This is a genomic window from Bradyrhizobium sp. Ash2021 (assembly GCF_031202265.1).
Lineage (GTDB): Bacteria > Pseudomonadota > Alphaproteobacteria > Rhizobiales > Xanthobacteraceae > Bradyrhizobium.
On record NZ_CP100604.1, the window covers coordinates 3,738,274 to 3,757,812 of the forward strand.

General features: G+C 60.8%; 15 protein-coding genes. 5 read left to right on the forward strand and 10 right to left on the reverse strand.

Annotated elements, in window-relative coordinates; genetic code table 11:
- Positions 1–83: 83 nt before the first annotated feature.
- From chvE to mmsB, 3 genes are all read left to right on the forward strand, one after another.
- The gene (chvE, locus tag NL528_RS17690) at positions 84–1,148 is read left to right on the forward strand and encodes a multiple monosaccharide ABC transporter substrate-binding protein (protein ID WP_309183970.1); all 1,065 of its coding nucleotides are present in this window, start codon (positions 84–86) and stop codon (positions 1,146–1,148) included.
- 97 nt (positions 1,149–1,245) lie between these two features.
- A complete protein-coding gene (gene mmsA / locus NL528_RS17695; RefSeq protein WP_309183971.1) occupies positions 1,246–2,823 on the forward strand; it encodes a multiple monosaccharide ABC transporter ATP-binding protein in 1,578 nt (525 codons plus the stop codon).
- The gene (mmsB, locus tag NL528_RS17700) at positions 2,820–4,010 is read left to right on the forward strand and encodes a multiple monosaccharide ABC transporter permease (protein ID WP_309183972.1); all 1,191 of its coding nucleotides are present in this window, start codon (positions 2,820–2,822) and stop codon (positions 4,008–4,010) included. The genes mmsA and mmsB overlap by 4 nt, the downstream gene beginning before the upstream one ends.
- Positions 4,011–4,023: 13 nt before the next feature.
- Here the strand turns inward: mmsB and NL528_RS17705 are convergent, their stop codons facing one another.
- The 3 genes from NL528_RS17705 to NL528_RS17715 are packed head-to-tail and all read right to left on the reverse strand — an operon-like array spanning position 4,024 to position 9,348.
- Positions 4,024–4,911 (reverse strand): hypothetical protein, encoded by an 888-nt coding sequence (locus NL528_RS17705; RefSeq protein ID WP_309183973.1) that lies wholly within the window; start codon positions 4,909–4,911, stop codon positions 4,024–4,026.
- A complete protein-coding gene (locus NL528_RS17710) occupies positions 4,904–6,835 on the reverse strand; it encodes a GMC family oxidoreductase (RefSeq protein WP_309183974.1) in 1,932 nt (643 codons plus the stop codon). Before NL528_RS17710 ends, NL528_RS17705 begins: the two co-directional genes overlap by 8 nt.
- A 2-nt stretch (positions 6,836–6,837) precedes the next feature.
- The gene (locus NL528_RS17715) at positions 6,838–9,348 is read right to left on the reverse strand and encodes a hypothetical protein (protein ID WP_309183975.1); all 2,511 of its coding nucleotides are present in this window, start codon (positions 9,346–9,348) and stop codon (positions 6,838–6,840) included.
- Between the two features lie 463 nt (positions 9,349–9,811).
- Between NL528_RS17715 and NL528_RS17720 the strand changes: the two genes are divergently transcribed.
- The gene (locus tag NL528_RS17720; RefSeq protein ID WP_309183976.1) at positions 9,812–11,029 is read left to right on the forward strand and encodes a catalase family protein; all 1,218 of its coding nucleotides are present in this window, start codon (positions 9,812–9,814) and stop codon (positions 11,027–11,029) included.
- Here the strand turns inward: NL528_RS17720 and NL528_RS17725 are convergent.
- Genes NL528_RS17725 through NL528_RS17735 form a run of 3 tightly spaced genes read right to left on the reverse strand, consistent with a single transcriptional unit; the run spans position 10,997 to position 14,343 of the window.
- Positions 10,997–12,571 carry a peroxidase gene (locus NL528_RS17725; RefSeq protein ID WP_309183977.1) on the reverse strand — a complete coding sequence of 525 codons (1,575 nt, stop codon included), beginning with the start codon at positions 12,569–12,571 and terminating at the stop codon, positions 10,997–10,999. The genes NL528_RS17720 and NL528_RS17725 overlap by 33 nt on opposite strands.
- Before the next feature lie 17 nt (positions 12,572–12,588).
- Positions 12,589–13,890 (reverse strand): hypothetical protein, encoded by a 1,302-nt coding sequence (locus tag NL528_RS17730; protein WP_309183978.1) that lies wholly within the window; start codon positions 13,888–13,890, stop codon positions 12,589–12,591.
- A 15-nt stretch (positions 13,891–13,905) separates the two neighbouring features.
- Entirely contained in the window at positions 13,906–14,343 is a 438-nt protein-coding gene (locus tag NL528_RS17735; protein WP_309183979.1) for a hypothetical protein, read from the reverse strand.
- 1,104 nt (positions 14,344–15,447) lie between these two features.
- Between NL528_RS17735 and NL528_RS17740 the strand changes: the two genes are divergently transcribed.
- Positions 15,448–15,660: a hypothetical protein gene (locus NL528_RS17740; protein ID WP_309183980.1), complete on the forward strand. Its 213-nt coding sequence runs from the start codon at positions 15,448–15,450 to the stop codon at positions 15,658–15,660.
- Positions 15,661–15,964: 304 nt separating this feature from the next.
- Here NL528_RS17740 and NL528_RS17745 read toward each other — a convergent pair whose 3' ends face one another.
- From NL528_RS17745 to fixL, 4 genes are all read right to left on the reverse strand, one after another.
- On the reverse strand, positions 15,965–16,654 hold the full coding sequence (locus NL528_RS17745) for a helix-turn-helix domain-containing protein (protein WP_309183981.1): 690 nt from the start codon (positions 16,652–16,654) through the stop codon (positions 15,965–15,967).
- A 119-nt stretch (positions 16,655–16,773) separates the two neighbouring features.
- On the reverse strand, positions 16,774–17,169 hold the full coding sequence (locus NL528_RS17750; RefSeq protein WP_309183982.1) for a response regulator: 396 nt from the start codon (positions 17,167–17,169) through the stop codon (positions 16,774–16,776).
- Positions 17,170–17,254: 85 nt separating this feature from the next.
- Positions 17,255–17,872 (reverse strand): response regulator FixJ, encoded by a 618-nt coding sequence (gene fixJ / locus NL528_RS17755; protein WP_074280998.1) that lies wholly within the window; start codon positions 17,870–17,872, stop codon positions 17,255–17,257.
- Entirely contained in the window at positions 17,862–19,397 is a 1,536-nt protein-coding gene (fixL, locus tag NL528_RS17760) for a sensor protein FixL (RefSeq protein WP_309183983.1), read from the reverse strand. Before fixL ends, fixJ begins: the two co-directional genes overlap by 11 nt.
- Positions 19,398–19,539 lie beyond the last annotated feature (142 nt).

Below are 19,539 nucleotides of genomic sequence, written 5' to 3' on the forward strand. Positions count from 1 at the left end.
CTGACAATGCGCCGATACGTACTGGCGCCAAATGCAAACCGCAGCAACGCGGCAACTAAGGCTCAACCCTCTGGGAGCGAAAGATGAACCTATTCAAAGCTGCTCTATCCGCCATCGTGCTCGGTTCGGTCGCCCTTGCGGGATCCGCGCTCGCGCAGGACAAGCCCACGGTCGGCATTGCCATGCCTACCAAATCCTCGGCGCGCTGGATCGATGATGGCAACAACATCGTCAAGGTGCTGAAGGAGCGCGGTTACAACACCGACCTGCAATACGCCGAGGACGATATTCCGAACCAGCTCTCCCAGATCGAGAACATGGTGACCAAGGGCGCCAAGGTGCTTGTGATCGCGGCAATCGACGGCACCACGCTCTCGGACGTGCTCAAGCAGGCCAAGGCCAAGGGCATTACCGTGATCGCCTACGACCGGCTGATCCGCGACACGCCCAACGTCGACTACTATGCGACCTTCGACAATTTTCAGGTCGGCGTGCTGCAGGCGCAGTCGATCGAGCAGGGACTGAAACTGAAGGAAGGCAAGGGCCCGTTCAACATCGAGCTGTTCGGCGGCTCACCCGACGACAACAACGCCTACTTCTTCTACAACGGGGCGATGTCGGTGTTGCAGCCCTATATCGACAGCGGCAAGCTCGTGGTCGCCAGCCACCAGACCGGCATGGACAAGGTCTCGACGCTGCGCTGGGATGGCGCCACGGCACAGGCCCGCATGGACAATCTGTTGAGCGCGTTCTACACCACCAAGCGGGTCGACGCGGTGCTGTCGCCCTATGACGGGCTTTCGATCGGTATCCTGTCGTCGCTCAAGGGCGTCGGCTATGGCAGCGGCAATATGCCAATGCCGATCGTCAGCGGCCAGGATGCGGAAATACCCTCCATCAAATCCATGCTGCGCGGCGAGCAATACTCGACGATCTTCAAGGACACCCGTGACCTTGCCAAGGTCACCGCCGACATGGTGGACGCGGCGCTGAGCGGCAAGACCGTGACGGTGAACGACACCACGACCTACAAGAATGGCGTCAAGGTGGTGCCGTCCTATCTGCTCAAGCCGGTGGTGGTCGACAAGACCAACTGGGAGAAGGTGCTGGTCGATGGCGGCTATTACAAGAAGGCGCAGGTCAACTGAGGCGGGCTGTGCCTGAGGTGGCCGGGCAAAGGGCGCGAGGCATCTTCGTGCGCGATGTTTGCGGCCATCTGCGTCTTTCTTGCCCCAGGGTATCCGAATGACCACACTGCTCGAGATGCGCGGTATCAGCAAAGCCTTCGCCGGCGTGAAGGCGCTGAACGACGTCAATTTCACCGTCAGGGAGGGCGAGATCCATGCCTTGGTCGGCGAGAACGGCGCCGGCAAGTCGACCTTGATGAAAGTGTTGAGCGGCGTCTATCCCCACGGCGACTACGACGGCAGCATCATCTATGACGGCGAGGAGCGGCAGTTCCGCAACATCAATGATTCCGAGGCGCTCGGCATCATCATCATTCATCAGGAGCTCGCGCTGATCCCGCTGCTCTCGATTGCCGAGAATATCTTTATCGCCAGCCCGCCGTCGCGGTTCGGCGTGATTGATCGCGACGCGGTCTACAAGCGGTCTCGGCAGCTATTGGCAAAGGTCGGGCTCAACGAGGCACCGGATACGCTGATCACCAATATCGGGGTCGGCAAGCAGCAACTGGTGGAGATCGCCAAGGCGCTGTCCAAGCAGGTGCGCCTCCTGATCCTCGACGAACCGACCGCGAGCCTCAACGAACGCGACAGCGCCGCGCTGCTCGATCTCCTGCTTGAGTTCCGCTCCCAGGGCATGTCCGCGATCCTGATTTCGCACAAGCTCAACGAGGTGGCGCGTGTCGCCGACCGCATTACCGTGCTGCGCGACGGTCGCACCGTCGATACGCTGGATTGCGAGGCCGGCGCGGTCGAGGAAGATCGTATCATCCGCAAGATGGTGGATCGCGACCTCGAGCATCGCTTTCCGAAGCGCGATCCTGATATCGGCGAGGTGGTGCTCAAGGTCGAGAATTGGTCGGTCTATCACCCGCAACATGCGGATCGGCAAGTCATCAAGAATGTCGACTTCCAGGTCCGCCGCGGCGAGATCGTCGGAATCGCAGGGTTGATGGGCGCCGGGCGCACCGAATTCGCCATGAGCCTGTTCGGCCGCTCCTGGGGCCGCAAGATCACCGGCCGCGCTACGCTGCACGGGCGCGAGGTCGATCTCTCGACCGTTAGCCGGGCCATCGACGCTGGCCTTGCCTACGTCACCGAAGACCGCAAGCAGCTCGGCCTTCTGCTCGCCGACGACGTGCGCAAGAACATCACGCTTGCCAATCTTGGCAGTGTCGCGGCCGGCCGCGTTATCGATGACATCAAGGAGTTGCACGTAGCGAATGATTATCGCAACCGCATGCGCATCCGCTGTTCCGACGTCTACCAGACCTCCGGCAACCTGTCCGGCGGCAACCAGCAAAAGGTGGTGCTGTCGAAATGGCTGTTCACTGATCCGGAAATCCTGATCCTGGATGAGCCGACCCGCGGTATCGACATCGGCGCCAAGTACGAGATCTATTGCATCATCAACGAGCTGGCTGACGCCGGCAAGGCGGTCATCGTGATCTCGTCGGAAATGCCGGAACTGCTCGGGATCTGTGACCGTATCTGCGTTATGACCGAAGGCGCGTTTGTCGGCGAGTTCGACCGCGGTGAGGCGACGCAGGAAAAAATCATGCGTGTCATCGTCCGCAAGGGCGAGCGGCTGGTTGATAGAAGCCTGGAAGAGAAGTTGTTGGGAGAGGCGCATCCATGAGCGACAAGACCGTGACGCTTCCCGAAGCGCCCAAACATGCGGGCTTTCTCAAGGCCAATTTGCGCGAGAACGGCATGCTGTTGTCGCTGTTTGCGATCATGCTGTTCTTCGAGTTCGTGACCGACGGCACGCTGCTGCGTCCGCTCAATCTCACCAATCTGGTGCTGCAGAACAGCTACATCGTGATCATGGCGCTCGGCATGCTGCTGGTGATCGTTACCGGGTACATCGATCTTTCGGTCGGCTCGGTGGCGGGCTTCATCGGCGCGATCGCCGCGGTGCTGATGGTGCGATATGGCGTGCATTTCATTCCGGCCACCATCGCCTGTCTTGCGCTCGGTGCGCTGATCGGCGCGGCGCAAGGCTACTGGGTGGCCTATTTCAAGATTCCGTCGTTCATCGTGACGCTGGCGGGCATGCTGGTGTTCAAGGGACTGGCGCTGGCCGTGCTGCAGGGCCAGTCGGTCGGCCCGTTCTCGTCGACCTTCCAGAAACTCTCTTCCGGCTTCATTCCAGAATTGTTTCCCGGCGCCGGCGCTCTCTATCCTACGTCGATCCTGATCGGCGCCGCGCTGGCGCTTGGTCTGGTCTATGTCAGCGTCAAGACCCGCGCCCGGCGCGCAAGCCACGGCGTCGAGGTCGAGCCAACCGGCTTCTTTGCGCTCAAGAACGCTCTTCTGTTCGGCGTGATCATCTATTTCGCCTATCTGATCGCTTCGCATCGCGGTCTGCCCAACGTGCTGGTGATCATGATCGCACTGATCGCACTCTATGGCTTCGTCACTGCGCGTACCACGATCGGCCGGCAGATCTATGCGGTCGGCGGCAATGAGAAGGCGGCCAAGCTCTCCGGCATCAAGACCGAGCGGCTGACCTTTCTGACCTTCGTCAACATGGGCGTGCTGGCGGCACTCGCCGGTCTCGTGTTCGCCGCGCGGCTCAACACGGCAACGCCCAAAGCCGGGGCCGGCTTCGAGCTTGACGTCATTGCCGCCTGCTTCATCGGCGGCGCCTCGGCCTATGGCGGCGTCGGGCGGGTCGCCGGTGCCGTGATCGGCGCGCTGATCATGGGCGTGATGAATAACGGCATGTCGATCCTTGGCATCGGCATCGACTATCAGCAGGTGATCAAGGGATTGGTGCTGCTCGGCGCGGTGTGCCTTGATGTCTACAACCAGCGGCGCTGACGCGAGGGGGCCGTCAGTTCGCCGATAGCTGGTGGTATTCCTTGCCCGCAGCAAGCAGCAACGCCGTGGTGTGGACCACCCAATCCACGCGCGATTTCTTCCAGGTCTGCCACCCATCCGGAAGCTGCTTTTGCACAAACATGCCATGGAGCCGATCGAGCGCGAGCGCCGGTTCGCCCTCTATTTCCTTGGTGTTGGGATCATGGGTCAGGAACGCGAAGAGAAGGCCGAACTCGCCGGCAGAACCGACCAGATTGTTCTCTCCCATCAGCTTTGTAAGTGTCTGTTCCAATAGTCGGTGATTGTCGCTGGCGTCGGACCCGGAGCCGAGCAGTTTCGAGGCCAGGGCCGTGGAAATGGCCCCGATGACGCCTGCCAGATCACGAGCCATCAACTCAGCGACGTTTGCGCTCGCCACCTTCGAGTTCGGATCCCGTTTCAGATTTTGTGCGATGAATTTGCCAACATCCGACCGTTTCAGGAAGTTGTCGGTGGCGAGCTTCGCGAGCCGATCGAAATCCTCCTGGCTTAGTCGTCCAGAGCCCAATGTCGTGGGGTTTCCCTGCAGGATACCGCTGTGTCCGGGGTGGGAACCCTGCGAGCCCGGCAGTTCGAGCGAGAACAGGCCGGCCTGCACTGGCGTGTCGAGTGCGCTTCCCGAACTATTGCGCATCAAGGCATGATTGCCGGCGGCAAAAAACGCCAGCAGGTCGCCGAGGTCACCGCCGCCTTCGTTGCCCAACCGCCTGACATCCTCAATGTTGGCTAGCGGATTGTCGGTGGCGCCCCTGACGCTGAGCAATTCCTGATGGACCAGGCTGCCAAGAAACGGGCAGGTGACCTTGGTCTCCACCATCAGGTCGCGGACCCGTGGATCGAGTGCCAATGGACTTTCAAGCATGGATACCTCCGCTGCTTTGGCCTGTCGCTGGCCTGGTCGAATGCCCACGCGTCGTCTTCGCGGCCTCAAGAATTGCTTCGGCGGCTTTTTCACCGATCATGTAGACCGCGCAGGCGATGAAAAACCCCGGAATGCGCGGAAAGACGGAAGCATCGACGACGCGAACACCGCTCGTTCCGTGCACGCGAAAGTCGCTGGAGAGGACGCCGCCGGCATCTCGATCACCAATCGCGCAGGTGCCGCACGCGTGGTGTCCCCAGGCGTGGTCGCGGACGAATTGCCGTAACTGCTCATCGTCCTGGAGGTCTGCGCCAGGCGTTTCCTCGCGATGAATCAGTCCGCTGTGTTGCAGCGCCGCCGACATTTTCCGGACGCGGCGAATACCTTCTACGACCGCGGCGAGATCGTCGCCGTCTGGATCGGTCCCTTCCTCGAAGTAGCGAAAATCGATCTGCGGTGGATCGCGCGGATCGCTCGATTTCAGCGACACCGTGCCGCCGCGATTATGGGTATGGGCCTTCAAGAGTGCGAAGGTGAGATCGTCATGGCTGTTGCGGATGAGGTCGGAATAGCCGTGAAAATAACCCGAAAAGCGCGTTAGCAGCGCCATCACGAACAAATCCGGGTTTGCCTGGACCGGGCTCGAACGCAAGGCGAAGGCGATCGCCGCGCCGTTGGAAATGTACAAGCCGCGGCCCGCCAGCCAGTCGCGGTAGACGGGATCATCGGCGGCGAAGCGAGCGTCCCGCAAGCAGCTCCACGGACGCGAGGTCTTGTGAACAAGGCCGATCTCGTAACGGTCCTGCAGATTTCGACCGACGCCCTCCAGCGGGACCTCGACATTGATACCCAATGCGACGAGGGACGCCGGCGGACCGATGCCCGATAGCATCAGCAGTTGCGGGGTATTGAAGGAACCGCCGGCGAGGATGACTTCGCGCATGACGCCGACGCGCCTTGGCACACCGGGTTCGCCGCTGGTGTTCGGTGAGGCGCGATAGAGGGCCTTGCCTTTGAGAAATTCCACGCCGATGGCGCGTTTGTCGGCATCAAGCAGGACTCTGGTCGCAAGCGCGTCGAACTCGACGGCCAATCCGTGTTTATGCACGGCGGACAAGACGCGTTCGCGCGCGCCGCGCCGTCGCCCCGTGTATGTCGATAGCGGAATTTCGCAAAGGCCCTCGGCCAGCAACCCTTGCAAGCGTTGATCGTTGGGATCGCTCTCGCCGATCAGGAAGCGCGCCAGCCGCAGGTAGATATCGCGCAGCCAGGCAACTACCGTGGTTCGCTGGTCTGGTTCGAGGTCAGAGCGGATCGTGTCCCTGATCGTTCGCATCAGCGCTCGATCGCCGAATGCCTTCCGCGGCAGCGGGATTTCGGCTTCCAGCCAGCCCTTCCACCCGTGTCCTGTCGGGTTGAAGCGATCGCCGGTCAGCCAGGAGAGGAAACGCCAGAGCGGGCGGTGCCGACAATTCTCGAGCAGATGAAAATAGCGCCGCATGTTGCCCGCGCTCCAGGATCGGTCACCGGTCAGCGTGGCGATTTGGTCCCAATCCGACTCGTGCGGGTACATGAAGATCATGGCGTTATGCGCGGTGCAGCCGCCGAGCGCTGACGCCCGCGGGTAGAGTACCCCGGCCGGCGGATTCTTGTGCGGCAGGCGGCGGGATGCGTCTTCGCCAAAATCGTGCACCAGAAAATTCCACGCCATCGCCGGGTTTTCCGAGGCGAAGGGATGAAAGGCGGGAACCTGGTACTGGCTCGGAAGTTCAGGGTCGCAGCCGGGCTGATCGCAGGGGTCGCTGCCTGCTTCGAGCAGCAGGACCCGCATTCCCGCTTCGGCGAGGCGCGTGGCGACCGTGCCGCCTCCGGCCCCGGAGCCGACCACGACGTAGTCGTAGTCGTCGGTTGACGCGGGGGCCATGGTCAGAACGTCTTGATGAATTCGATCAATGCTTGCTTGTCTTGGTCGCTCAGGGGCGGTTCGGTTCCGAACGCCTTTTCGTCATCGCTCAACCCATCGGTGTCGTTGAATTTCGCCGTGCCGAAATAATGGCCGCGATTGACGACGAAATCCGGACATTTGCTTAATTTGAGCAACGGCTCGCGAAGCTTGGCGCCCCAGGCGAGCAGCGTTGCGTCATCGGCTGATAGATCGAGACTCGGCCAGTTCTCGAGGAATTTTGCCACCAATCGCGTGAAGTTGGCGGCATGAGCAATGCGTTCCCCGGCGGCGGCGCGATCGAGATCGGGCAGCGGCTGGTAGTTGGCCGCCAGATTGATCGGAAATCCCTTCGGTATCGGGCCGAGCTTGAACGCGCCATCGCTGTCGAAAAGACGCCCGAACGGTTTTGGCGGAAGGCTGTCGATCAGGCTCTTCAATTCGACGGGAATGCTCCGCTTGGGCACATTGATCGCGCTTCGCTCGGTGGTGCGGGCGATATAGCCGTCAAAGTTCGCTTCGTGATCGCGCGTTTCCGGCCACAGCAATTGCTTGATCGAGGCGTCGAAAATCTTCAGGCGCCCTTCGACCGACGGATCGTCGGAAAACGGCCCGCGCGGTCCGAGCCGGTTGTTGAGCAGGAATGGCGCGGTCGACCAGATGCTGACCAGCGAAGGCACCCGCGTAAAACCGCGTCCGCCGCCGGCCATCGGGTATTGCCAGCGCTCTGCGGTGAAGGGATCCTGCACCGTGATTTTTCCGACCGAGGGAAGGGTCTTGTAGGTTGATGAAGAGAAGTTGTCCCAGATGTTGCCGCGGATGGCATTGGTCGCCTGCGGGCTGCAGGCATTGGTTCGCAACAATGTCACGGGGATGCGGGCTTCGGTCGATAGATAATTGTCCTTGAGGAAGTCAGGGTCAGCCACGATCGTGCGCATCCTGGCCTTGAATTCATCGGTCTTGGTATAGCTCCAATACCGGCTCCAGCAGGTCAGGTAGCCGGGTCCCGAGCAACCGTCCGGCATCTTGGCACGTGCTTCGGGGGGGAGCTTGCTCGAATGGCAACGGGCGCAGGTTTCGGCGAACACCGTCTTGCCACGCGCCAGGACAGCTGAGTCGGTTGTCAAATGTTGGCTTCCTCCGGGCGCATCCGCCAATCGGTCCGGCCGCCCGGCCTTGAGCAGAAACTTCGCCATGTTCAGCGTGCCAACCTCGGTGGCCCGCCAATAAGCAGAGCCGCTCTCCGCGGTCTCGATCTCGATCGCCGTGATGCTCTTGCCGCCAAAGAACGGATTGAAATGCTTCATCCACTCTTCGCTGTAGAGTCCAATGTTGATATAGACGCGGTTGAGCGCGCCCATCACGCCAACGGAATCGGAGCCGTCCTTCAGCACGCGCGGCGACCAGGACGTGTTCGGATCGTCAAAATAGGGCGGCAACTGCTTGTTGTTGAGCTCGCCCCCTTTCAGCGTCTCCTTGCCCCAGAGGCGGGATTCGGCCAGCCGCTGCTCCAGCAGATAGACCGCGTTCATCGTGCGCGGATTGTTGATGTAGTCGGTCGAGACCAGCGACGTATCCATCGTGCCCGGCGGATAGGAATGCATCAGCTGGTACAGAAACTCCTTGGTGTCGCCGGAGTAAACGAACACCCGGTCCATCCAGAGATACTGGCTGCCCACGGTCGAATTGAGATTGGCCCATTTTGGATTGGACGGATCGGCCGGCGGATGGATGGGACTTGGGCCGACATGGCAGAAGCCGCAGGCCATGCCGACGCGATAGGGCCGGACGAGGTCGGGATTCTTGTAATAATTTTCGTCGGTGTAGTACTTCTCCGGATCCCACTTGTCCTTTGCCGCCTGGTCAAAGTCCGGATTCGGGAACAGCCGCAAGCCGACGATGCCCGTCGCATAACCGAAATACGAGCCGACCGGCAGCTTTGAGCCGTCGGCGAAAGTCGCGCCGCGCGCACCGATCTTTACGCCGGGATAGGCCTTCTCGTCCTCGAATGGCTCCGCCGGACAGTCGTTGCGGCGCGCATCGAGCCATAGACCGAAGCGGTTCGGATCTGGCGCCGTAGGCTTTTCGAAGCAGGGTTCGTTGAGTGCGCCCAGCCAATGCCAGCGCGAATCGCGATCGCAATGCTTTCCGTCGCAATAAGTTTGGCTTGGGTGCGATGTGACAATCTTCAGGAGGTCGAATGTCGCCATGCTGTTTCGCGTCACTTTGTCCCAGAACCGGTCATTGCCGCCGGTCCAGAGCAGCCACATGTTACGCCCCTCTATCTCTTCAGGAGACATGGCCACGCCATTGTCCATGTCGTGAAAATAGTCCTCCTTTGCCTGCGGAAAACTCGCCGGGGTACGCCCGGCGCGTTGCGCCTCATCCGGTGTTGCGGGGGGCGCGGCTTGCGTGCCGGGTACCCAAAGCACCATGGCCGCCGCGACAATTCCCATGAGTCCAGCGGTACGAGCGCGCAAATGGATTGCTTGCATGATCGCTTCCTCGCTTCCGAAATCCGCCGGCAGCGCATATGGGGACGTCAAGCCGACGCTCGCCGGACAGCAATTCAAAGCCCAAAGGCGGCCTCGCACCTTGCATCTTGCATCTTGCATCTTTGCGCCATTTATCGAAACGCGCAATATTAAAGCGGGCTTCCTTAGGTTGTGACAGGTTTTGATCCTCCTCGGGTGCGACGAGGAGGCTGATTTTCCTGCCGATTCCTCCGAAGTGCGACCAAATTCAAATGTTTACGGAACGCGAACGAGAAAAACCCGACCTAAGACCGGTTGCATCGCGGCGCGCAGAGTTTTGTGTTTCGCGTCGGTCCGTGGCAATGTCGACTGAAAGCTACGGTTGAAGCGTTTCTTCGCGTATTGTTTTGCGGGCGTCCGCGAGTCCGAAAGCTTACGACGATTGGCGGTACTCAAGGCGGCGTCTGCTGGGGAGAGACTGGCGATGCTTCTCAGGTTCCTGCACCGTATCATCGATATCCTGCTGCATTTCGAACGGCGGTTCGAGCAGCCTTTTCTGCGGCCGGCGTTTAACTATTTGCTGCGCGAACCGATCGCGCGGCTCCTCACAGCACTGATCAATCTCATGCGAAGCCGCGAGGACGTCGCGCTGGCTGAGGAGACGCCGCAGCCGGGCGAGGATCAGGATGTCCAGACCATGATCGACGAGATGCGGCGTCATCTGGTGATCGATTTCCCGCCCGGCGGCTTCGAGCGCGCCGGCAACACCAAGACCCATGGCCTCGTGCGCGGCGAATTGACCATTGCCGACAATCTGCCGGAAGCCTTCCGGCATGGCCTGTTCGCGACGCCAAAGACCTACCGGTGCTGGGTCCGTTTTTCCGGTCCCGGCCCGCATATCGAACCGGATATCGACGACGTCGGGTTTGTCAGCATCAGCGTCAAAGTGATGGGCGTTGAGGGCGACAAGCTGTGGAAAGACGAAACGCACACGCAGGACTTCACGGCGGTTTGCACGCCGACGTTCGTGACGCCTGACATCAAGGCCAATGCACGGCTGCAATATTGGAGCCGCCGCCATCTGCCGGCGTTCTATTTTATGGATTTTCGCGGGACCCATCTGCTGGACATGGCAATGCAAGGCCTTTGGAACGAGACCCAGACCAACCCGCTCGGCGCCACCTTTTACAGCTGCGTTCCCTATCTCATGGGACCGCACCAGGCGATGCAATACAGCTTCAGGTCCAAGACCAATGTCCACCGCAGGATCCCGCGGCTGCCGCTGCGTCCACCCGACAATTATTTGCGCGACAACATGATCAGCACCCTCAAGGAGATGGACGTCGAATTTGAGATGCGCGTTCAGCTGCAGACCGACGCCTTTTTGATGCCGATCGAAAACAACGCCGTGCTTTGGCCCGAGCGCCTGTCTCCGCGCGTACCGGTGGCAACTTTACGAATCCCGCGACAGGAATTCGACAGCCCCGCGCAATTCGCCTTCACCCGCAATCTGAAGTTCAATCCATGGCATTGCCTGCCGGAGCATCGTCCGCTCGGCAACCAGAGCCGGGCGCGTAAGCGGATGTATGACGAACTGGCAACGTTTCGTCAGAAGATGAATGGCGCAATCCACATCGAGCCGAACGGCGACGAACGGTTCGACGGCGGGTCAATCGCTGGCGATCCACCTCAGGGCAGCTAGGCCCGGCAGGAAGAAATAGGCGCCGCCGCGCACGCGGACGAATTGCGGAAGGCCGCTAGCGTGCCGGCAATGGGGTGGGGCGGCCGGGCGCGAAAACCCGTCGGTGGGCTGCGGCCCGGCGATCGGGGTGGTCGGAAACGGTTCACGGTTGCCGAGCAACGGGTCCTGCTCCCCGGCGAGTGCAGCAAATTTCGCGCTGGCGATCCAGGCGCCCTGAACGAATTCGAATTGCCGCGCGATATTGGCGTTGAGGCAAAGGAAGTGGATACCGGTCTCCGGAGCGGGGATCGCGGGATCGTGCCCCAGGTCGGGATCGGGCTTCGGGCCATATTCCCGGCCGCGTCTCAGGATACGATGAAAGCGGGCCGAAGCCACCGCATCATCCTCGGATCGAATAAAAGGCCACACCGTCGTATTGCGCCGCCAGGGAAGCGTGGACGAAGTCGGGCGGCGATCGCGGCGCGTGGTCAGCCCCAGCATGGTCAGCAGACTGTCGAGCGGCCCCTTCCTGCCGCCGGGCATATCGCCGGTACGCGGATTGGCGCGACGAATATGCGCGCCGACTGGGCAGCTCAGTCCATCCGGATCGGTATCGAACAGAAAGCCGTTGAGATCGGAGTTGCGCTCGTCGACGCCGGGAATCGACCGGCCGACGGGGAGGTCGGGGAGGGGACTGCCGTCAAGCTTGCGCCCAACCATCGACTCGGCCTGCTGCTCTTTTGTTATTCCGGAACGCGCGGCCTCGTCGGCGACCCATCGCCAGAAGCCTGCGACATCCTGGGCGAGCTGACGATAGACCAGGTAGCTGCCATTCAGGCCAAGGTCCCCATGATCCGTCAAATCTTTCGGCAAGATGTCGACATTTTTTTCGCTTGCGGCGAGCAGCGGGCGGTCTGTCAGCAGGCCATATTCGTTTCGATAGCCGAGGAGAAGTTCGCCCAGCGCCAACAGATTGGTGTAGTCCTGATCGGCCTTGGTGCCGGGGATCCGAGGGCGATCCCAGTCGAATGTAGGCTGCGAAATTCCGTCGCGGAATCCGAACGGCTCCGTGTTGTCCATGTCGCTGTCCGAAAGGATATCAATCTTGGACAGTCCGGCGGCAAGCGCCTGATCCAGCATCCTGTCGGTGAACGCTTCGATCTGTTCCACGCTCGAAAACAGCATCAGCAGGATGTGCGGTTCCTTCTCGCCGACGCCCCAACACCAGTTCGTCGGCGCATTTGCCCCGGTGTCGCCCAATCGCCGAGAGCGATTGTCATTGTTTGCCATGCCGTCGACGAACTCGGGCGCGAATTGCTGCAGGATCGTGTCTTTGATGCCCAGTGCCCTTAAGCCTTCCGCCGTAAAGGCCATCTGGCTGATTTCGGGAGGTAGCTCTTTCAGAGACATTTTCGCAAGGCTCGTCGGGGTAAGGCCGCGCAGCCATTGACGCGCGGCACTGGGCTCGACAACGCGCAACAGCATGTATCTTGCGCTCTTGTACGAGCCGAAGGCGGTTCGGGCGATCGCCTGGATGTCGGTTGCGTCGATCTCACGTCGCATGTTGGTTTCTCGCGCCGTCATATTTCGGCCAGCCATCGGCGTATTTCGTCGTAGCTCATCGCCGCTTTTTCGAACCCGTTGCGGATGCGGCTGTTGCGGGCGAGATCGTGGGCGGTCAGCCCAGGATAGGCCTTGTACCAGACGTCCGTGGGAATCTGATGGCGGCGCTGGAAGTGCTTGAATTCCTGCTCCAGCCATGCCCCGCGGGCGAGGAGCCAGTTGGTAGTGGGATAGCCGATGCCGCTCGAGAACGAGAGGTTCAGCCCAAAGCCGGCTTTGTTGATGAAGTCGTCCATATAGGCTTCATGACCGCCGTCGTAATTGCTGCAGAAGAAGGCGCGGCGGCCCTGGTCCAGAAACACCCAATGGGCGAAATGTATCGTGCCGATGCGCGCGAGCGATCCGCGCGTGAAAATGTGGCGAGCCACCCAATTGATTCCGTAAAGGATCGCCTTCTCGGTCCTGAGACGAAACCATGCCGGCTTGATGGAGCCCATCGCGGTGTACTGGTTGGTTACATCATGATCCTCGCTCTTGCGAAGCTCTGCGACCCAGTCGGCGTCGTAAAGTTGTTTGACGAATTTGTCCGTTTGTTCTTGCCTGCGCAATGCGACGGCAAACAGCACTGAGCCGATGCCCAGCAGCACGATCGTGATGATTGGAAACAATGCGAGGCAGACCAACGCGACCACGAACGGAAGCAACAGATGCGCCAAGTTACGAATGCGCCAGGAGAGGGGCGTCGGAGGCGCCGGCTTCAGCGGCTCGGGCAACATAATCGACTGCCGCAAGCGGACGAGAATCTTCTGAGGCTCACTCTCCTCGATCCCCGATAGCGCAGCGCGCAACAGATCGTGCAACCGCGCCTCTTCCCGCACCTGACCGACGCTGCGTCCGACCCAATTGACGTAGGAAGCTGCGGGCTTTACGCGGCGCGCGCGGAGCCAGCCGAGCAGGTCGGTGGTTTGGCCAAACTCCTCGCAATGACCGAAGATTGTCCGCAATCCGTCCGGCCTTTGTGCCATGCGCGCCAACAGCTCATCCGCCGAGCCGTCGCAATCCACCATGAAGCAGAGGTAGAACGGCTCCCTACTTGGAAGCTGCGGATAATCGGCACGATCGTTCAACGTGTTGTCCGCGAGCACGACGAACCGCGCAAAGTGGATCTCGTCGAAGTCGCGAAACCGTACCAGCGGGTTGTCGGGATCCGCCATGCCTGTGCGGTTGGCGAAGGTCATGGTCTTGAGCAGCGATCTCAGCTTGTCGAGCTGAACAGGATCGATCTTTGTGACGATGATAAAACTGTCTTGCGGGATCATGCCGCCAATCCGGCTTTAGGTCCTGAAGTCGAGCGAAAAATCGATCAACCGGGCTTTGTCCCAGTAAACCTTGCCGAGATAGAACCCGGGTTCGATCATGCGAATTTCGTCGCGAATGTGCGACGCGACCAGCGATGTCTCCGAATAATCGAGAACGATGCATTCCTTGCCGTCGAGCAAGCTGGGCGCCTTGTAGACGCGAGCGATGATAGCCTTCAGGCCGAGCACCAGAATGTGGTTTCGCAGCAGCCCGGCTTTGGCGTCGAACACCTTGCCTTGCCAGGCGAAGATGTTGATGAACTCGGCGATCGCGCCGCTGAACGACGTGCCGGGCGCGATGATCGCGGTGCCCTTGGCTTCGCCGTCCGGGATCGGCCCGGCATCATGCGCGCTGAATAGCGCGTCGAGCTGTTGTTGCGACATTTGGAGTAGCTGCTTCGCATCTAAAGCCATCGGCCTCTCCCTTGGTCATGCCCGAAATCCATCTGGTTGTGCGATTATCGGTGGATGTGCTTGCCCCTTTATCTGATGAGCCGCGTTCGCGACCCGTGACTCGTAAATGCAGATCGAGAAACCTCCCGAACCGGGCTGTGAGCGGTTTCGGCGTGCCACATCGAACGTGAACGGGTTCACAGGCTGTACACCCCCGTCATTTGGCGTTCGCGCACAGGACGTTGCACCACGGTTCTAACCGGATAAATTGTACAGCAAAACTGACGTTGCGCTAGTTGCTTACTTCGGGGAGAAGGGGAGAATTAAATTGCCCTGGCTTGGACGTGGATCTGGACCGGCTGGAGCTGTTCGCGCAGCTTTCGGGCAAAGCCGATACTGCCGAAGCCTTCGGCTCACGAACCAGCCGGAACCCGAGATTGCGCGGCGGCAGGCCGAAGGCATGGGTTTGCGGATCTTCCGGCCCGCGATCGGACTCGCGCGCGAATTTGCGCGGCCGTCGATCCATCGCATTACGAACCGTTGCTGCATCTTGCCGCCTTGGCGTGGGCTGCGGCCTTCCTCGGTTTCTCAATCGCTTTCGGCCGGCTGCTCACCGGCCGGAGCTAACGAATGGGTCAGGGCTCTTGGCCCGGTCCGTCGATCGTCGGCGCTTGGGGCAGTATTGCTCACAGTGCCGGGCGGTGGTGCCGGCGTGGAGATCGTGTTTGCACCGGCCCTTTTACCGGCGTGCGGTACAGACATGCGCTGTGTTTGGTCGTTCCCGGTCCTTTCAATATGATCCGGGCAGATCGGGTCTGCTGTTTCAGCCCGCACGGCCGGGCGATCTACATTGTGATTGCGACCCGCATCCATGGGAGTATCCTCTGGCTCGCGAGCCAATTGAGGCCGCTGCTGATCGCGGGGTCCCCGACAGAAATTGGTTCGGCGGATTTTGCCTTTTGGCGCAGTGCTGCTCACGGCGCGGCTCGCATGGTCGACGCGCGGGGCGCAACAGGGGGTTGTCGATTTTGCGTGATTCGTTGCCGTTTGACTTGCGTCAAAACGAACGGCTTTGCATGCCATAGACTGAAACGAGGGTTAATCGAAACCAGGCGGGAGCCCAACATGGCACATTATATCGCTCGATTCATGAAAGACGTGCTCGGCGAAAACGGGCACGAAGCCGAGATTTGCCAGCGTTCGGTCGAGATCGAGGCGTCATGCCTGACCGATGCCGCCGAGTTGGCGAAGGCGAAATTTTGCAAGACCGAGAACGTTGGGGATTGGCTGCTCCATGCCGACCGCGTTCACATCGCCGATGCCGAATTCCCGTCCTGACGCGAACGGGGATCGCCGCGCGATCATCCGCAGCATGATCCCGGGAAATTCGTAAGGTCAATCCGTTCGATCAGAGCTTTCAGGCGGGCGCGGATGCGGAGGTAGACGCTGCCCATTGGACGCGCGGGCGGGAGCGGTGCCTGCAAAAGCAGTGCGGCATTCCCGGGCGTCGACAGGGCGCTCCGCTGAGCGGCTCCTTGCGCGGACAAGGAGCCTTGGCGCTTCGATACGAGAAGCCGGGATGCGCGCTGTGCTTCGATCATTGCGCTGCTTCCGTGCTGCCGGACCGGCCCGAAGCCGAGCCTCAGGCGTCCATGTTCCGCAGGCGCTGGCGGTTGCGCAGCACGATCTGCCTTGCGCCTGAAAATCCCAACACGCCCTCGCCATGGAGCTGTGAAAGCGCCCGTGACACCGTCTCCAGCGTCAGTCCGAGATAATCGCCGATGTCGCGGCGGCACATCGGCAGCGCCATCATCCCGGCGACGGCGAGGCGGCGATCCATCTCGAGCAGGAAGTTCGCGACGCGTTCCATCGCGCTTTTGCGCCCGAGCAGCAGCATGTGATCTTCCGCATGCCGGAGCTCGCCGGCCGTCATGCTCCAGAGCTTGCGCGCGACCCGGACATCGACGCCCGCCGCCTGCTCGAGGCTGCTGCGTTTTACCAGGCGCACGGTGGTATCGATGATGGCTTCCGCCGCGAGGCGGTGGTTGTTGCCCGATTCCAGTCCGAAGATGTCGCCCGGCAGATGAAACGTGCCGATCTGGCGTCGCCCATCGGAAAGCAGCTTGTAGGTCCGAACCGCGCCGCGGATGATCTGATAGACATATTCGGCCGGTTCATCCTCGCCGTAGATCTCCTCGTCCTTCCGGTACGAAAACTCCGTCGCCACCACGCCGGCATGCCCGGTCAGGGCGCAGAACTGGTCAGGACTGGCAGGGGGAACCGGAACAACCTGGGTGGAGCCAATTGAGGTGTTGAGCGATTGGGTGAACATGAGCCATCTCCGTTGCGGCGATGACCAATTTCTACGCGGGGCGATCCGGTCTGAAAATTTCGCTCAATATCTTAAGGCGAACACCCTAAGTAGTTTACCGGAGGCCAGGGCGTGCAAGCTCAGGGAGCCGCGGGCGGGCCTTCCCGAATCGCGCCCCTGATGCGGCCAACGAGACTTTCTTCGAGATGGGGCTTCAGCAGCACGTGGTGTATGCCGACAGCCGCGGCTTTTTCCTGAATATTTTCATCGGGATAGCCGGTAATCAGAATGATCGGGGCGCCGATGAGACGGTTTCTCAGCCGGTTCGCCAGGTCGATGCCACTCATGGCCGGCATCTTGTAGTCGATCACGAAGCAGTCGGCCTCGCCCGCCAGGCTCCCGGTCAACAGGGCGGCGCCACTGCGAAAAGTCCGAACGTCGAAACCGTCGGTTTCAAGCAGGAATCGCAGCGATCCGAGGACGCCGGTGTCGTCGTCAACAACATAGACAACAGGTGCTGAGGGTACCGAAGCCATCAGGAATCGTCGCCCGGATTGATCTGGAAATATTCATCCATTGAATGATGAAAGCCCATTTGCGCGCGGGGCGACTTGATTTTCCTCAATCCTTGATCGCGCCGGCCCGCATCGCAAGGCGGACGAGCTCGGAGAGGCTGCCGGCCTGCATCTTGGTCATGACGTTGGCGCGGTAGACCTCGATGGTGCGCGGGCTGATATCATACTCCCTGGCAATCAGCTTGTTCGAGAGCCCTGCGATCAGGCCCTCCATGACCTGACGCTCCCTGGGGCTGAGGCTCGCGACCCTGGCGGCTACATCCAGCGTCGCGGCCTCGCTTCGCGCGTCCGATTCAGCCTGCTTCAACGCGATATCGATCATGCCGATCAGATGATCGTCCTCGAACGGCTTTTCGAGGAAATCGACAGCGCCCTGTTTCATCGCCTCGACGGCCAGCGGAACATCGCCGTGTCCGGTCATGATCAGGACCGGGAATGTGTTGCGGTCCGCCTTCAGGCGCTTCAGAAGTTCGATGCCGTCGATGCCGGGCATGCGAACGTCGGAGACCACGCATCCAAAGTCGACGCCGGGAAGGGCGTCGAGAAAATGCAGGGCCGACTCGAACAGCCTGACGTTGAAGTCGGCGGCACCGAGCAGGAAATCGAGCGAATCCCGCATCGCCTCGTCATCGTCGATGACATAAACCCTTCCTCTATGCGCCATCTGTCAAACTCTCGCTCGATGCTGCCGGCAGCGTGAAGCGAAACGTCGCGCCACCCGCAGGATTGCCTTCGGCCCACATCCGGCCGCCATGCGCCTCGATGATCGAGCGGCTGATCGACAGGCCCACGCCCATGCCGGTTTCCTTGGTCGTAAAGAAGGTCTGGAACAGGCATTGCTCCACGTCGTCCCCAAATCCGGATCCGGTATCGGAGACGACGATTTCGATCATATCGTCGGCAACCGGAATATTGGAAACGGCGAGTTCGCGGCGCAACGATTGCGCCATGGCCTCGAGCGCATTGCGAAACAGATTGACCAGGACCTGCTGAATCTGGACCCGATCGACCAGCACCTGATCGTGTAGCGAGTCAAGGTTGAAGCGAATCTGCACGCCTTGCTCCCGGGCGCCGGTCAGACCAAGCGCCCCGGCTTCCTCGATCAATTTGGAAATGCTTTCGACCCGCTTCTCGGATTCCCCTCGGGCGACGAAATCGCGAAGACGCCGAATGATCTGCCCGGCGCGGATGGCCTGTTCGGCGGCGCGGTCCAGCGCGCTTTCAATCCTTGAAATGTTGGGATCGGAGCTCGCGCTCAGCAGGCGACGCGACCCCTTCATGTAATTGCTGATCGCGGCGAGCGGCTGATTGAGTTCGTGCGCAAGCGCTGACGCCATCTCTCCCATCGCGCTCAGTCGCGAGACGTGAACGAGCTCGGATTGCAGTTCCTGAAGCCGCGCCTGGGTCTGCTGATGTTCGGTCAGATCGCGGACGAAGCCGGTGAAGTAGGGCGCTCCGCCGGATTGCATTTCACCGATCGAAAGATGCATCGGGAAGGTCGTTCCGTCCTTGCGTTGACCGGTTACGATTCGGCCGATTCCTATGATATGCCGTTCGCCGGTCGATCGATAGCGCGCGAGATAACCGTCGTGGCGCGAGCGGTCGGGATTGGGCATCAGAATGCTGACGTTCTGGCCGATCGCTTCGCGCTCCGTGTAGCCGAATTGCCGCTCGGCGGCGCTGCTGAAGAATTGCATGATGCCGTCGCCGTCGATGACGATCATTGCATCCGGAACGGTATCGAGGATCGACCGCAGGTGACTTTCACTTACTCTCAGTGCTTGCTCAATCTGCTTCTGATCATCGACGTCGATCATGATTCCGCTGAGATGGCCGGGCCCTCCTTGCTCACCCCTTACGATGCTGCCGCGCGCGCGAACCCATTGGCGCGACTGCGATCGGCCGTTGACGTGGTATTGCATGTCGAAACCGCAGCCGGTCTCGACAGATTGCGCTACGCCTTGCCGGGTGCTTTCGCGCTCTTCCGGGTCAAGAAGGGAAAGGAACAGTTCGTAAGTAAGGGGCAGGTCCCGAGGTACGCCAAAGAGTGTCCTGGTCGTATCCGACCAAAGCAGCCGGTGCGTCGAAAGGTCCAGATCCCACACGCCAATGCCGGATCCTTCGATACCCAGCCGAAAACGCTCGTTTCGAACGGGATCATCTGCCGCTGGATGTATGATGGTGGTCACGTTCCGCCTTTATTGCCGGGCATCGCTGAAGAATACCAAGATGCCCGATGGCAAGCCACTGCTTTGCAGCAAGTCCCTGTCGGCCGAACCGGCGGGTCAGCGCCCCGCTGCTTTAGGTCAACGGCATCGTGGATTTCTTGAT